A 14,523-nucleotide genomic window follows, 5' to 3' on the forward strand; every position below is an offset into this window, starting at 1 on the left:
ACAGAAGGGTTCGATTCCCGATTCATTCTCCCAATGAAAACTGGTTGTAAACATCAAAGTAAAAACGGGGGATTGCGCAGTCAGCAATCCCAATGAAGGTCGCCGGTAATGGCGCCGGATCGCAGGCGAAAAGGCATTCCCCTGTGATTTCGTGCCTGCACCCGCGCCTGACTTTAAGGAATATAAAATGGCTAAAAAAATCACGATAAAAAAAGGTCAGTTAGGACTGGTAGCAAAAGCTGGCGATTATTACCGGGTACTGGAGGCGGGTGAACACCGTCTGGGTTGGTTCAATACTGACGACGTGCTGGTGGTGAGCCAGGATGGCAGCGAGGTGCCGGGTGCGCTGGCGGATTATCTGCGCCGCTTTCAGCCTGACTGGGTGGTACGTTACTGCCTGGCGGTTGATCTTACTGCGGATGAAATCGGGGTGTTATCGAACAACGGCGTATTGCAGGAGATTGTGCCGCCTTGTACACGTCGTCTGTACTGGCAGCAGGATGCGGCGTTGAGCCTGCGAAGAATTGATACCCGCGATGTGCGGGTGCCGGAGGACGTGATGAATGCTGCTCTGCAGCCGCGTCGCAATGGCGCGGTAAAAGGGCGCGACGCGATGCTGGTCGTACAGGTGCCTGCCTGGCACGTCGGGGTGGTGAAAATCGACGGAGAAATTCAGGCACTGTTACCGCCGGGACTGACGGCATACTGGAAAATTAACCATCTCGTCGAGGCAGAGGTAGTGGATACGCGCCTTCAGGTAGTAGAAGTGAGCGGGCAGGAGATCCTGACGAAGGACAAAGTTAACCTGCGCCTGAACCTGGCGGCTAACTGGCGCTACAGCGACGTGCTGCAGGCCTGCGGACAGCTTACGAAACCGCTGGAACATTTGTACCGCGAACTCCAGTTCGCATTGCGTGAGGCGGTCGGCACCCGCACGCTCGATGAGTTACTGGAAGATAAGCAGATCATTGATGAGGTGGTCAGCAAACAGGTGCAAGGCCGCCTGTCATCCTTTGGAATGGAAATTGCGTCGCTTGGGGTAAAAGATATTGTTTTACCTGGTGATATGAAAACGATTTTATCCCGTCTGGTAGAGGCCGAAAAATCGGCCCAGGCGAATGTTATTCGCCGACGTGAAGAAACGGCGGCGACACGATCGCTGTTAAACACCGCAAAGGTGATGGAGAACAACCCGGTGGCGCTGCGTTTAAAAGAGCTGGAAACCCTGGAAAGGGTCGCGGAGCGTATCGACAAAATTTCAGTATTTGGTGGCCTGGACCAGGTATTACACGGCCTTGTTAACCTGAAAGGATAACGCAATGCAACAGAATGATTTTGAATTACTGACAGCGCCAAACGGCGCCCCGATCAAAATGTGGACTCACGGTGTGCCCGTGGAGCCAGAGGCACAAGCGCAGTTACTGAATACCGCAAAGATGCCGTTTATTTTCAAACACCTTGCGGTGATGCCCGACGTTCATCTCGGTAAAGGCTCAACCATCGGCAGCGTGATTCCGACCAAAGGGGCAATTATTCCTGCGGCGGTTGGCGTGGATATTGGTTGCGGGATGATTGCCGTTCGCACGTCGCTGGTGGCCGGTGATTTGCCGGATAATCTCAGCGGTTTACGTAGCGCCATTGAACAGGCAGTACCGCATGGGAGAACCAATACGCGTTCTCGACGTGATAAAGGCGCGTGGGAAACGCCACCGAAAGAAGTGGACGATCGCTGGTGGGTGCTGGCCCCACGTTTTAAACAACTCACGGATAAATACCCGCAGTTGCTGAAAACCAACAACTACCAGCATCTGGGCACGCTGGGTACCGGAAACCACTTTATTGAAATTTGCCTCGATGAGCAGCAGCGCGTCTGGGTGATGTTGCACAGTGGCTCGCGCGGCGTAGGAAACGCCATCGGTAATGTGTTTATCGCCCTGGCACAGCAGGATATGCAGCATCACCTGGGACATCTGCCGGATAAAAATCTGGCCTATTTTCAGGAGGGGAGTCGTCACTATGAGGACTACATCGAGGCGGTGGAGTGGGCGCAGGATTTTGCCCGCCACAATCGGGAAGTGATGATGTCGCGCGTGCTGGCGGCGCTCTCTCGCGAAGTGACTAAGCCCTTTATTACGCAGCAGGAGGCGGTTAACTGCCATCATAACTATGTGCAGAAAGAGCATCACTTTGGGGCAGAGGTACTGATCACGCGCAAAGGTGCGGTGTCGGCGCAGAAAGGGCAGATGGGGATTATTCCGGGCTCAATGGGCGCAAAGAGCTTCATCGTGCGTGGCCTCGGCAACGAGCAAAGCTTCTGTTCCTGCAGCCACGGTGCTGGGAGAGTGATGAGCCGAACGGCGGCAAAAAAACGCTATACCCTTAGCGACCATATTCAGGCGACCTCTCACGTAGAGTGTCGCAAAGACAATGAGGTGATCGATGAAACGCCGATGGCCTATAAAGACATTGATGCCGTGATGGCCGCGCAATCGTCGCTGGTGGAGATCGTTCATACCCTGCGTCAGGTAGTGTGTGTAAAAGGATAAAAAAATGAGCAACAACGATGTTGATAGCGCGATGCGCGCACGTGTCTGCGCGCAACTTCGCGATATAGAGCAGCGCTATAACGTGCGCGTGCTCTACGCCTGTGAATCGGGCAGCCGGGGATGGGGATTTGCCTCACCGGATAGCGATTATGATGTGCGGTTTTTGTACGTTCACCGCCCAGAATGGTATCTGCGCGTCGAATCCCAGCGGGATGTGATCGAGCTGCCGATAGATGATGAACTGGACGTTTGTGGCTGGGAATGGCGCAAGGCACTGGGCCTGCTGAAGGGGGCAAACCCGACGCTTATCGAGTGGCTGGATTCCCCTGTTGTTTATCAGGAGGATGAGACGGTAGTGGCCGAGTTGCGCGCGCTGATACCCGCGTGGTTTTCGCCATTGCGCGCCCGCTGGCATTACTACTCAATGGCCCGAAAAAACTTCCGTGGATATTTACAGGAGGAAACGGTTCGGCTGAAAAAGTATTTTTACGTTCTGCGCCCTTTGCTGGCGGCGCGGTGGGTAGAAGCGGGGAAAGGCGTTCCACCGATGCGTTTTGCCGAACTGCTTGCCGGGAGCGAACTGTGTGCGCCGTTACGTGCGGAAATCGATGCATTGCTGGAAATAAAACAGCGCGCAGGTGAAGCGGAATATGGTCCTAAACGGCCCTTACTCCATGCTTTTTTGCAAAATGAGCTGGTGAGAGGAGAAGTACTACAGCCGGTACTACCCGACAGCAGAGAAGGAAATTTAAAAGATCTGGATTCGTTGCTGATGAGAACAGTAATGAAAAGCTAAAGAATGGCCCGGTAGTGAAAACGCCCGGGCCATTCTTGCGCTTATTCAAACAAATTCTGATGAAGTTTCTGCACGACCTGCTCGGCCTGATCGGCTGGCACCAGGAAGCAGAGGTTATAGCTGGACGCACCGTAGCAAATCATGCGGATGTTGAACGGGTCGAGCACGCCAAACACCTCTTTGCCCACGCCGCAGGCGCGCGACAGCTTGTTACCGATGATGGCAACCAGCGCCAGATCTTCTTCCACTTCCACGCGGCACAGTTCAGACAGCTCAATCAGCAGCGACTGCGTCAGCAGGGTGTCGCCGGTGGAGGTAGAACCGGTGGTGTCCAGCGTTAGCGCAATGCTCACTTCAGAGGTGGTGATCAGATCCACGGAGATGTTGTGGCGTGCCAGAATGCCAAACACTTCCGCCAGGAAACCGCGGGAGTGCAGCATATTGTGGCTGTGCAGGGTGACCAGCGTCTGGCGACGGCGCAGGGCCAGGGCGCGGAACAGCGGTGGGTTTTCCGTTTTCTTGCAGACCAGCGTCCCGCCCGCTTTCGGATCTTTACTGGAGCCGACGAAGACCGGAATATCGCTACGTACGGCTGGCAAAAGGGTTGCCGGATGCAGAACTTTCGCACCGAAGGTGGCCATTTCCGCCGCTTCTTCAAAGGCGATCACGTCAATACGTTTCGCCGCAGAAACGACGCGCGGATCGGTGGTGTAAATGCCCGGAACGTCAGTCCAGATATCCACGCGCGTGGCATGCAGGGCTTCGCCCAGCAGCGCGGCGGTGTAGTCGCTGCCGCCACGGCCAAGCGTGGTGGTGCGGCCTTTCGCTTCGCTGCCGATAAAGCCCTGGGTGATCACGATACCGTCTGCCAGACGCGGGGCCAGCTGCTGATTGGTCAGTTCGGCCAGTGCTTCAACGTCCGGCTCGGCACGACCAAAGCGGTCGCTGGTACGCATCACTTTTCGCACGTCAAACCACTGCGCCTGAATGTTACGCTCGCGCATGATTTCAACAAACAGCAGGGTGGACATCAGCTCGCCGTGGCTAACCAGCTCGTCGGTCAGGGCGGTGGAGGTGGCCAGCGAGGCGGCTTCTGCCAGGGTAGTGATATTTTCCAGCAGACGTTCCACTTCCTCGCGGATCACGTTCGGGTTCTGCAGACGCTCAAGAATGTCGAACTGAATTTTGCGCAGTGCATCCAGCTTCACGAAACGTTCTGTCGCTTCCAGTCCTTCAGACAGAGAAACCAGCAGGTTCGTCACGCCGGCAGATGCAGACAGCACCACCAGGCGGGTATTCGGATCGGCCAGCACCACATCGGCGCTGCGGTTCATGGCATCGTAATCGGCCACACTGGTGCCGCCAAACTTGGCGACCACAAAACTCGTCATAACAACCTCGTGTCAGGGAATGAATAAGCGACCTTGGCACAAGAGTGAAACGAAAACAGGTGCAGGCGCAAAATACGGCCCTATAAATAAAATGCGGGGGAGGTCCTGTCAATGCTGGGATTATGCGGATTTTTTATGGGGGGGTACCCCTGAGAAACAGGACTTATAACAGAGCCAGATTTTATGCTCCGTTTTAGGGCATTTTGACCGACATTTCGCCGCTCCTGGAAGGCGTTTCAGCAGCTATACTTTTCGGGTCTTTTCACCTGCGTTTGATGCAGGCCAGGGCAATGGCATAAAAACCATCACAATTTTTATTTGCAGGCGCTACAATCGACCGCAGTCACAATTCTCAAATCAGAAGAGTATTGCTAATGAAAAACATCAACCCAACGCAGACCGCTGCCTGGCAGGCACTCCAGAAACATTATGATGAAATGAAAGACGTCACCATCGCGGATCTGTTCGCGAAAGATGCCGATCGTTTCAACAAGTTCTCCGCGACCTTCGACGACCTGATGCTGGTGGATTTCTCCAAAAACCGCATTACCGAAGAGACGCTGGCTAAACTGCAGGATCTGGCGAAAGAGACTGAGCTTGCCGACGCCATCAAATCCATGTTCTCCGGTGAGAAGATCAACCGCACCGAAGACCGTGCCGTGCTGCACGTCGCTCTGCGTAACCGTAGCAATACGCCAATCATCGTTGACGGCAAAGACGTCATGCCGGAAGTGAACGCGGTACTGGAAAAGATGAAAACCTTCTCCGAAGCGATCATCTCCGGTAGCTGGAAAGGCTACACCGGCAAAGCGATCACCGACGTGGTAAACATCGGTATCGGCGGTTCTGACCTCGGCCCGTTCATGGTGACCGAAGCGCTGCGTCCGTACAAAAACCACCTCAATATGCACTTTGTGTCTAACGTCGATGGTACCCACATCGCCGAAGTGCTGAAGAACGTGAACCCGGAAACCACCCTGTTCCTGGTTGCGTCTAAAACCTTTACCACCCAGGAAACCATGACCAACGCCCACAGCGCGCGCGACTGGTTCCTGAAAACCGCGGGCGACAACAAGCACGTGGCGAAACACTTCGCGGCGCTGTCTACCAACAGTAAAGCCGTCAGCGAGTTCGGTATCGACACCGCGAACATGTTCGAGTTCTGGGACTGGGTTGGCGGCCGCTACTCCCTGTGGTCTGCGATCGGTCTGTCCATCATCCTGTCCGTGGGCTTCGACAACTTCGTTGAGCTGCTCTCCGGCGCGCACGCGATGGATAAACACTTCTCCACTACCGCACCAGAGAAAAACCTGCCGGTGCTGCTGGCGCTGATCGGTATCTGGTACAACAACTTCTTCGGGGCTGAAACCGAAGCGATCCTGCCGTACGACCAGTATATGCACCGCTTTGCGGCCTACTTCCAGCAGGGCAACATGGAATCCAACGGTAAATATGTTGACCGTAACGGCAACGCGGTGGACTACCAGACTGGCCCAATCATCTGGGGCGAGCCGGGCACCAACGGTCAGCATGCCTTCTACCAGCTGATTCACCAGGGCACCAAAATGGTACCGTGCGATTTCATCGCCCCGGCTATTACCCATAACCCGCTGTCCGACCACCATCCGAAGCTGCTGTCCAACTTCTTCGCACAGACCGAAGCGCTGGCGTTTGGTAAATCCCGCGAGGTGGTTGAGCAGGAATACCGTGACCAGGGTAAAGACCCGGCCACGCTGGACCACGTGGTGCCGTTCAAAGTGTTCGAAGGCAACCGTCCAACCAACTCCATCCTGCTGCGCGAAATCACGCCGTTCAGCCTGGGTGCGCTGATCGCCCTTTATGAACATAAAATCTTCACGCAGGGCGCGATCCTGAACATCTTCACCTTTGACCAGTGGGGCGTTGAGCTGGGCAAACAGCTGGCAAACCGTATTCTGCCTGAGCTGGGTGATGATAAAGCGATTACCAGCCATGACAGCTCAACAAATGGTTTGATCAACCGTTATAAAGCATGGCGTGCGTAATTAAAACGTCATGAAAACGTGCCGGCGAAATGCCGGCATTTTTTTATCGGATAATTCCTGATGTCTGTTAGTTAACTCAAATTCTGGTTCTGAGTTTAATCCGAAAAAGACGGTTAACCCGTTAATTGCTGCGGTTTATTTTAAGAAAATACGCAGTAGTCCATTAATGTATTTATATTATAACATATTGATTTTTATAAATTATATATTTATGAGATTTGTCTTTCATTTCCATTTTAACCATTAGTCCGAAAACCCTCTCCCTATTTCCCCTTACGGCAAACCCACGGCAGTAGTTGTGTATACTCGATTCCGCCTGAAATTCTTTTCGGGCAAATCTCCATTCATTCATTGAAGGGAAATTGTTATGAAGAAAGTACTGTATGGCATTTTTGCCATATCTGCGCTTGCGGCGACATCTGTCTATGCAGCTCCGGTTCAGGTCGGGGAAGCGGCAGGTTCGGCTGCGACGTCTGCGTCTGCGGGAAGTTCTACCGCAGCCAGCGCCAGCACCGTAAGTTCAGCCGTGGGTGTCGCGCTGGCGGCAACCGGTGGCGGTGATGGCTCCAACACCGGAACCACGACCACCACGACAACCAGCACCCAGTAATAGCGGGTGTTTTAATCATAACCACACTTCGGTGTGGTTATTTCGCCCCTTCGGAGAAGAGTCGTGAAGCGACCTGCAATCATTCTGATTTGCCTGCTGCTGCAGGCGTGCTCGGCCACCACTAAAGGGCTGGGAAACTCACTGTGGGAAAGCCTGTTCGGCACACCGGGCGTGCATCTTACCGATGACGAACTTCAGAACATGCCCTATGCCAGTCAGTACATGCAGCTTAACGATGGTCCGCAACTGTTTGTGGTGCTCGCTTTCGATGAAAACGGGCAGCAGAAATGGGTGACGCAGGATCAGGCCACCATCGTGACGCAGCATGGCCGTATCGTGAAAACCCTGCTGGGCGGCGATAACCTGCTGGAGGTGAATAATATCGCCGACGACCCGCTGATCAAGCCGAACCAGATCGCCGACGGCGCAGGCTGGACGCGCACGATGGGCTGGACCGAACACAAGCAGGTGCGTTACGCCACGGCACGCTCGACCTTCCTCTGGGACGGCACGGACAGCGTGAAAGTCGGCAGCGACGAAACGCAGGTTCGCGTGCTGGATGAAGAGGTCACCACCGACCAGGCCACCTGGCACAACCGCTTCTGGATCGACGAGGAAGGGCAGATCCGTCAGTCCTTACAGTATCTCGGTGCCGGATTCTTCCCGGTCAAAACCACCCTGATCAAGGCGGCGAAATCATGAAAACGCTCATTCACGTTGCGCTTATCGCCAGTTTTGCCGCGCCGCTGGCATGGTCCGCCGGGACAGTAAAGGTCTACACGCCGGACAGTGAAAAACCCAAAACCTTAACCCACGCCGAGCATCTGCTCGATCTCGTCGGACAGCCAAGGCTCGCCAACAGCTGGTGGCCGGGCGCGGTCATCGCTGAACGGCAGAAGACCGCTGAAGCGGAACAACAGCACAAGGCGCTCCTTGCGAGGCTGACGGGACTCGCGGAGCAGGAAGATGGCGACGACGCTGCGGCCATTAACAGCGTCCGTCAGCAGCTGCAGGCGCTGAAGGTGACGGGCCGTCAGAACGTCAATCTTGACCCGGATGACGTGCGCGTCACGGAAAACGGCAACCCCGCGCTGGAAGGAGACTATACGCTCTGGCTGCCGGCGAAGCCGACGACGGTGACCGTGATGGGGCTTATCAGCAGCCCGGGTAATAAGCCCTTTACGCCCGGTCGTGACGTGGCGAGCTACCTCGACGAGCAGAGCATGCTGAGCGGCGCGGATAACAGCTACGCCTGGGTGGTTTACCCTGACGGCCACACGCAAAAAGCTCCCGTCGCTTACTGGAATAAACGGCATATCGAACCCATGCCGGGCAGCATTATTTTTGTCGGTTTTGCCGACCATTTCTGGACGAAGGCGTATGACGGGCTTAACGCCGATATCCTTCACTCCCTGATTCAGCGGATACCGGAATAATGAAAAGAACTTATCTCTACAGCATGCTGGCGCTCTGCGTGAGTGCCGCCTGCCATGCAGAAACGTATCCGGCACCCATTGGCCCGTCTCAGTCAGACTTCGGCGGCGTCGGTTTACTGCAAACGCCCACCGCGCGTATGGCGCGCGAGGGGGAAATTAGCCTTAACTACCGTGATAACGACCAGTATCGCTACTACTCGGCGTCGGTGCAGCTGTTCCCGTGGCTTGAAACCACGCTGCGCTATACCGACGTGCGGACGAAACAATACAGCAGCGTCGAGGCGTTCTCAGGCGATCAGACCTACAAAGATAAAGCCTTCGACGTTAAGCTGCGCCTGTGGGAAGAGAGCTACTGGATGCCGCAGGTCTCTGTGGGTGCCAAAGATATCGGCGGTACCGGTCTGTTTGATGCGGAATACATCGTGGCCAGCAAGGCCTGGGGGCCGTTCGACTTCTCACTCGGGATGGGATGGGGCTATCTCGGCACCAGCGGTAACGTGAAAAACCCGTTTTGCTCCTACAGCGATAAATACTGCTACCGCGATAACAGCTATCAGAAAGCGGGCTCCATCAACGGGGACCAGATGTTCCACGGCCCGGCGTCGCTGTTTGGCGGTGTAGAGTATCAAACACCCTGGCAGCCATTACGCCTGAAGCTGGAGTACGAGGGGAATGACTACTCGCAGGACTTCGCCGGGAAGATTGAGCAGAAGAGCAAGTTTAACGTCGGCGCCATTTATCGCGTCACCGACTGGGCCGACGTTAACCTCAGCTACGAGCGCGGCAATACGGTGATGTTTGGCTTCACGCTGCGCACCAACTTTAACGACATGCGGCCGCACTACAATGATAACGCGCGGCCTGCATACCAGCCGGAGCCGCAGGATGCGATTCTGCAGCACTCCGTGGTGGCAAACCAGCTGACGCTGCTGAAATACAATGCCGGTCTGGCGGATCCGAAAATTCAGGTGAAAGGCGATACGCTGTACGTCACCGGCGAGCAGGTGAAATACCGCGACTCGCGCGAAGGGATCGAACGCGCCAACCGGATCATCATGAACGATCTCCCGGACGGGATCCGCACGATCCGCGTGACGGAGAATCGTCTCAACCTGCCGCAGGTGACGACGGAAACGGACGTTGCCAGCCTTAAGCGCCACCTGGAAGGCGAACCGCTCGGACATGAAACCGAGCTGGTGCAAAAACGCGTAGAGCCGATCGTGCCGGAGACCACCGAGCAGGGCTGGTATATCGACAAGTCGCGCTTCGATTTCCATATCGATCCGGTGCTGAACCAGTCCGTCGGCGGGCCGGAAAACTTCTACATGTATCAGCTGGGCGTCATGGCGACGGCGGATCTGTGGCTTACTGACCACCTGCTGACCACCGGCAGCCTGTTCGGCAACATCGCTAACAACTACGACAAGTTCAACTATACCAACCCGCCAAAAGACTCACAGCTGCCGCGCGTGCGTACCCGCGTACGTGAGTACGTGCAGAACGATGCCTACGTGAATAACCTGCAGGCCAACTATTTCCAGTACTTCGGCAACGGCTTCTACGGCCAGGTGTACGGCGGGTATCTGGAAACCATGTACGGCGGCGCGGGGGCGGAGGTGCTTTATCGTCCTGTCGACAGCAACTGGGCGTTTGGGGTTGATGCCAACTACGTCAAGCAGCGTGACTGGCGCAGCGCCCAGGACATGATGAAGTTCACCGACTACAGCGTCAAAACCGGTCACCTGACCGCCTACTGGACGCCGTCGTTCGCACCTGACGTGCTGGTGAAAACCAGCGTCGGCCAGTACCTGGCGGGCGATAAGGGCGGCACGCTGGACATCTCCAAACACTTCGACAGCGGCGTCGTGGTGGGCGGCTACGCCACCATCACCAACGTCTCGCCGGACGAATATGGGGAAGGGGACTTCACCAAAGGGGTTTACGTGTCGATTCCGCTGGATCTGTTCTCATCCGGTCCAACCCGCAGTCGCGCGGCCATCGGCTGGACGCCGCTGACGCGCGACGGCGGTCAGCAGCTTGGACGTAAGTTCCAGCTGTACGACATGACGAGCGATAAGAACATTAACTTCCGCTGATGCTTCACGCCGGGCGGCACCGCGTTTGCCCGGCCTACGGTTTTTGTAGGCCCGGTAAGCGCAGCGCCACCGGGCGAACTACAAGCGGCGCAGCAGCCTTGCCGGGTTCCCGGCATAGACACCTTTCTCGACGATCGATTTCGTCACCACGCTTCCCGCCCCAATCACCGCTCCGTCGCAAATGGAGACAGCCAGAATGGTGGCACCGCTGCCAATCGACACATCATTTCCGATGGTAATATGGCCCCAGCTGGCCCGGTCGGCGTTCGGTTTCCCCTCACGAAACATATCGTTGGCAAACATCACGCCATGGCCAACAAAGCAACGCTTACCAATGGTCACATACTCACAGATGAAGGTGTGCGACTGAATTTTGCTGTCGTCACCGACGCGCGTATTGCCCTGGATTTCAACAAACGGGCCGACGAATACGCCGTTGCCCAGTACACAGTCGTAAAGATTAGTGGGTTCATATACGGTCACATTGTCGCCGCACGTCACGTTGCGAACCCCGGTTGGTTTACGATCCATCGGTTACCTCCCTACATAAAACATAATTAAAAAATATAGATCTCCGTCACATTTTTGCGTTATACAGAAACCTCGCCCTGGAGAATGAGGTGCTGTATGACATCCCTGACTCGCCCGCGCGTTGAGTTTATCTCAACTATCCTCCAGACCGTGCTGAACCTCGGTCTGTTGAGCCTTGGCCTGATACTGGTCGTCTTTTTGGGTAAAGAGACGGTGCATCTGGCGGATGTACTGTTTGCCCCTGAACAAACCAGCAAATATGCGCTGGTGGAAGGCCTGGTGGTCTACTTTCTCTACTTTGAATTTATCGCCCTGATTGTGAAGTACTTTCAGTCCGGCTTTCACTTCCCGCTGCGTTATTTTGTCTACATTGGGATCACCGCGATTGTGCGGCTGATCATCGTCGATCATAAATCCCCGCTCGACGTGCTGATCTACTCGGCGGCGATCCTGCTGCTGGTGATCACCCTCTGGCTGTGTAACTCGAAGCGGCTGAAGCGAGAATAAAAAAAATGGCGGCCCGGAGGCCGCCTAACAACAGTCACAAGTTGGGTCAATACAATACGTCTAAAGTTGAGGGTTGCAGTGGCATAACAAAATGAAACTTAACCTTTCACACCGCCCGCCGTCAGGCCGTTGACCAGCCAGCGCTGCGCCAGCAGGAACACCACGGTAATCGGGATGGCAGAGAGTACGGCCGCCGCGGCAAAGTCGCCCCACAGGTAGTTTTGCGGGTTGAGGTATTGCTGCATACCGACGGCCAGGGTGTAGCTGTTCACATCACGCAGTAACAGTGAGGCAACCGGTACTTCGGTGATGGCGGCGATAAACGACAGGATAAACACCACCGCCAGAATCGGCACTGACAGCGGCAGCAGCACCAGGCGGAACGCCTGCCACGGGGTAGCCCCATCCAGCGCGGCCGCTTCTTCCAGCGAGCCGTCGATGGTTTCGAAATAGCCTTTAATGGTCCACACATGCAGTGCGATACCGCCAAGGTAGGCGAAGATCACGCCGCCGTGGGTGTTCAGACCGATAAACGGTATGTACTGGCCCAGGCGGTCAAACAGGGCGTACAGCGCCACCAGCGACAGCACGGCCGGGAACATCTGGAAAATCAGCATCCCTTTCAGCAGCGTCGCTTTGCCCGGGAAACGCATACGGGCAAAGGCGTAAGCGCAGGTGGTGGAAAGTGCCACGATACCAATAGCGGTAATGCCTGCGATTTTCACCGAGTTCCACAGCCACAGCAGCACCGGGAACGGCGGCGGCGTGACGCGGCCATCCGCGTGCTCCACGCTGAAGCCCAGCGCGAGCTTCCAGTGCTCCCAGGATATTTCGTCCGGGATCAGGCTCCCGGTGGCGAAGTTACCCGAACGCAGGGAGATGGCGATAACCATCAGCAGCGGGAACATGATCGCCGCGATGAAAATCAGCAGGCCTAAGTGCGTCGCCAGGAGGCGCAGCTTCTGAGATTTGGGTTGTACCATTGCCATGATCGATGCCCTCCTTAGTCAAATTTCATACGCGTGGCTTTCAGGTTCACTATCGCCAGTGCGCCTACCAGCAGGAAGATCAGGGTGGCAATCGCCGCCGCCAGACCGAAGTCTTGACCGCCGCCGCCTTCGAAGGCGATACGGTAGGTGTAGCTCACGAGCAGGTCGGTATAACCTGCCGGCGTCGTGGTGCCAAGGCGATCCGGACCACCGTTGGTCAACAGCTGAATCAGCACGAAGTTGTTAAAGTTAAAGGCGAAGCTGGCAATCATCAGCGGGGTGAGCGGCTTGATGAGCAGCGGCAGCGTAATCTTAAAGAAGTTCTGGAACGGGCCCGCGCCGTCCATCGCCGAAGCTTCGTACAGATCGTCCGGGATAGCCTTCAGCAGGCCCATGCACAGGATCATCATGTACGGATAGCCCAGCCAGGTATTGACGATGATGATCATCGAGCGGGCGGTGGTTGGGTCGCTGAACCAGGCCGGTTTGATGCCAAACAGCGCGCTCAGCATCATGTTGATTTCACCGAAGCTCTGGTTAAACAGCCCTTTGAAAATCAGAATCGAGATAAACGACGGCACGGCATACGGCAGAATCAGCAGTACGCGGTAAATCGCTTTGCCCTTCAGGGATTCCCACTGGACGAGGCAGGCCAGCACCATACCCACGGCAACGGTGAGGATCACGGTCAGTACGGAGAAGACCACCGTCCAGACGAAGATGGCGAAGAACGGTTTCTGAATGCCTTCGTCGGTAAACACGCGGGTAAAGTTGTCCCAGCCGATGGTGACGGTGTAGCCCGGGCTGAGTTTGTCATCACCCCATTTGCCGTCGGCAGTAATGGACTGATAGAAACCAATGTCGTTATTCGGACGATATTTCACGCCGCTCTGATTATTGGTCAGCGTGCCGTCATCCGCCAGAGTATAGAGCGGCTGCGTGCCGGAGAACTGGCGCAGCGAACTCATCGTCACTTTGCTTTCGTCCGGCAGCACGGCGGTGAGCTGGGTCAGCGCCTGACGGTTCTGGGTAATGACGCGCAGGTTGGCACGTTCACCTTCAGGCAGGGCCTGTACCTCTTTTAAGGCCAGCTTCTGCTCGCCGCCAAATTTGAACGCGTCGGAGACATAGTATTTGCTGCTCGCTTCATCAGTAAGCGCTAACTTCCACTCGTTACCGGCAGGATACAGACCGAAGTTAAAGGTCTTGCCTGCCTGATATGAGCGGTCCAGCAGGACCTGCTGCGCGCGTTCCTGCGCGAGCTGGTTAGTGCTGCTGTAGTTGGTGAACGCAATGGCGATGGTACAAATCAGCGGGAACAGGACAAACAGCCCCATCCCGGCCACGCCCGGGTAGACATAGCGCCAGGCATAGGCTTTACGATTAGCGAAAATATACAGGCCAGCAGAGCTTAAAATCAGCGTCATGATGGCGAACAGATATTCCCCTTGTACGTACATTAAAACAACAAGGTAACCCACCAGCAGGCACAGCAGACCGATCGCTGACCACTTCAGCGCGTCGCTTTGCCACCAGCGTTTCTTTTTAATGACATCCATGGGGTTCTTCCTCTACAACGGTGGAATCTTATCGTCAG

General features: G+C 55.7%; 13 protein-coding genes. 9 read left to right on the forward strand and 4 right to left on the reverse strand.

The annotated features are described in order from the left end of the window. Positions 1-187 precede the first annotated feature (187 nt). From ACDO57_RS21025 to ACDO57_RS21035, 3 genes are read left to right on the forward strand one after another with little or no spacing between them, the layout of a single operon-like run. Positions 188-1,315 carry a slipin family protein gene (locus ACDO57_RS21025; RefSeq protein ID WP_148770066.1) on the forward strand — a complete coding sequence of 376 codons (1,128 nt, stop codon included), beginning with the start codon at positions 188-190 and terminating at the stop codon, positions 1,313-1,315. Between the two features lie 4 nt (positions 1,316-1,319). Continuing rightward, on the forward strand, positions 1,320-2,546 hold the full coding sequence (locus ACDO57_RS21030; protein WP_370884552.1) for an RtcB family protein: 1,227 nt from the start codon (positions 1,320-1,322) through the stop codon (positions 2,544-2,546). Positions 2,547-2,550: 4 nt separating this feature from the next. Beyond that, the gene (locus ACDO57_RS21035; protein ID WP_370884553.1) at positions 2,551-3,342 is read left to right on the forward strand and encodes a DNA polymerase beta superfamily protein; all 792 of its coding nucleotides are present in this window, start codon (positions 2,551-2,553) and stop codon (positions 3,340-3,342) included. A 41-nt stretch (positions 3,343-3,383) separates the two neighbouring features. Here ACDO57_RS21035 and lysC read toward each other — a convergent pair whose 3' ends face one another. Beyond that, complete coding sequence (lysC, locus tag ACDO57_RS21040; RefSeq protein ID WP_045909145.1) at positions 3,384-4,733, reverse strand: lysine-sensitive aspartokinase 3; 1,350 nt, start codon at positions 4,731-4,733, stop codon at positions 3,384-3,386. 374 nt (positions 4,734-5,107) lie between these two features. Between lysC and pgi the strand changes: the two genes are divergently transcribed. The 5 genes from pgi to ACDO57_RS21065 all read left to right on the forward strand — a co-directional run bounded on the left by pgi (position 5,108) and on the right by ACDO57_RS21065 (position 10,899). Then, entirely contained in the window at positions 5,108-6,757 is a 1,650-nt protein-coding gene (gene pgi / locus ACDO57_RS21045) for a glucose-6-phosphate isomerase (RefSeq protein WP_370884554.1), read from the forward strand. A 367-nt stretch (positions 6,758-7,124) separates the two neighbouring features. After that, complete coding sequence (gene yjbE, locus ACDO57_RS21050; RefSeq protein WP_008503423.1) at positions 7,125-7,367, forward strand: exopolysaccharide production protein YjbE; 243 nt, start codon at positions 7,125-7,127, stop codon at positions 7,365-7,367. A gap of 63 nt (positions 7,368-7,430) precedes the next feature. Next, a complete protein-coding gene (locus ACDO57_RS21055; protein ID WP_370884555.1) occupies positions 7,431-8,069 on the forward strand; it encodes a YjbF family lipoprotein in 639 nt (212 codons plus the stop codon). Further along, on the forward strand, positions 8,066-8,803 hold the full coding sequence (locus tag ACDO57_RS21060) for a capsule biosynthesis GfcC D2 domain-containing protein (RefSeq protein WP_370884556.1): 738 nt from the start codon (positions 8,066-8,068) through the stop codon (positions 8,801-8,803). The genes ACDO57_RS21055 and ACDO57_RS21060 overlap by 4 nt, the downstream gene beginning before the upstream one ends. Beyond that, positions 8,803-10,899: a YjbH domain-containing protein gene (locus ACDO57_RS21065; RefSeq protein ID WP_370884557.1), complete on the forward strand. Its 2,097-nt coding sequence runs from the start codon at positions 8,803-8,805 to the stop codon at positions 10,897-10,899. Before ACDO57_RS21060 ends, ACDO57_RS21065 begins: the two co-directional genes overlap by 1 nt. A gap of 78 nt (positions 10,900-10,977) precedes the next feature. On the opposite strand, the gene ACDO57_RS21070 is transcribed toward ACDO57_RS21065, so the two are convergent. Next, the gene (locus tag ACDO57_RS21070) at positions 10,978-11,430 is read right to left on the reverse strand and encodes an acyltransferase (RefSeq protein ID WP_090420797.1); all 453 of its coding nucleotides are present in this window, start codon (positions 11,428-11,430) and stop codon (positions 10,978-10,980) included. A gap of 96 nt (positions 11,431-11,526) precedes the next feature. Between ACDO57_RS21070 and psiE the strand changes: the two genes are divergently transcribed. After that, positions 11,527-11,937, forward strand: coding sequence for a phosphate-starvation-inducible protein PsiE (gene psiE, locus ACDO57_RS21075; RefSeq protein WP_000202963.1), 411 nt, complete (start codon positions 11,527-11,529; stop codon positions 11,935-11,937). Between the two features lie 98 nt (positions 11,938-12,035). Here the strand turns inward: psiE and malG are convergent, their stop codons facing one another. Next, positions 12,036-12,926, reverse strand: a complete 891-nt coding sequence (gene malG / locus ACDO57_RS21080) for a maltose ABC transporter permease MalG (protein WP_008500077.1) — start codon at positions 12,924-12,926, stop codon at positions 12,036-12,038. Positions 12,927-12,940: 14 nt separating this feature from the next. Next, complete coding sequence (gene malF / locus ACDO57_RS21085; protein WP_061716156.1) at positions 12,941-14,485, reverse strand: maltose ABC transporter permease MalF; 1,545 nt, start codon at positions 14,483-14,485, stop codon at positions 12,941-12,943. Between the last annotated feature and the right edge of the window lie 38 nt (positions 14,486-14,523).

Origin of the sequence: Enterobacter cloacae complex sp. 2015409, assembly GCF_041365315.1 — a bacterium.
Taxonomy (GTDB): Bacteria; Pseudomonadota; Gammaproteobacteria; order Enterobacterales; family Enterobacteriaceae; genus Enterobacter; species Enterobacter pseudoroggenkampii.

What these genes read in the sequence shown, in the direction of transcription:
- ACDO57_RS21025 (WP_148770066.1), top strand. Translation starts at nt 188, where the DNA reads ATGGCTAAAAAAATCACGATAAAAAAAGGTCAGTTAGGACTGGTAGCA.
- ACDO57_RS21030 (WP_370884552.1), top strand. Translation starts at nt 1,320, where the DNA reads ATGCAACAGAATGATTTTGAATTACTGACAGCGCCAAACGGCGCCCCG.
- ACDO57_RS21035 (WP_370884553.1), top strand. Translation starts at nt 2,551, where the DNA reads ATGAGCAACAACGATGTTGATAGCGCGATGCGCGCACGTGTCTGCGCG.
- lysC (WP_045909145.1), bottom strand. Translation starts at nt 4,733, where the DNA reads ATGACGAGTTTTGTGGTCGCCAAGTTTGGCGGCACCAGTGTGGCCGAT.
- pgi (WP_370884554.1), top strand. Translation starts at nt 5,108, where the DNA reads ATGAAAAACATCAACCCAACGCAGACCGCTGCCTGGCAGGCACTCCAG.
- yjbE (WP_008503423.1), top strand. Translation starts at nt 7,125, where the DNA reads ATGAAGAAAGTACTGTATGGCATTTTTGCCATATCTGCGCTTGCGGCG.
- ACDO57_RS21060 (WP_370884556.1), top strand. Translation starts at nt 8,066, where the DNA reads ATGAAAACGCTCATTCACGTTGCGCTTATCGCCAGTTTTGCCGCGCCG.
- ACDO57_RS21065 (WP_370884557.1), top strand. Translation starts at nt 8,803, where the DNA reads ATGAAAAGAACTTATCTCTACAGCATGCTGGCGCTCTGCGTGAGTGCC.
- ACDO57_RS21070 (WP_090420797.1), bottom strand. Translation starts at nt 11,430, where the DNA reads ATGGATCGTAAACCAACCGGGGTTCGCAACGTGACGTGCGGCGACAAT.
- psiE (WP_000202963.1), top strand. Translation starts at nt 11,527, where the DNA reads ATGACATCCCTGACTCGCCCGCGCGTTGAGTTTATCTCAACTATCCTC.
- malG (WP_008500077.1), bottom strand. Translation starts at nt 12,926, where the DNA reads ATGGCAATGGTACAACCCAAATCTCAGAAGCTGCGCCTCCTGGCGACG.
- malF (WP_061716156.1), bottom strand. Translation starts at nt 14,485, where the DNA reads ATGGATGTCATTAAAAAGAAACGCTGGTGGCAAAGCGACGCGCTGAAG.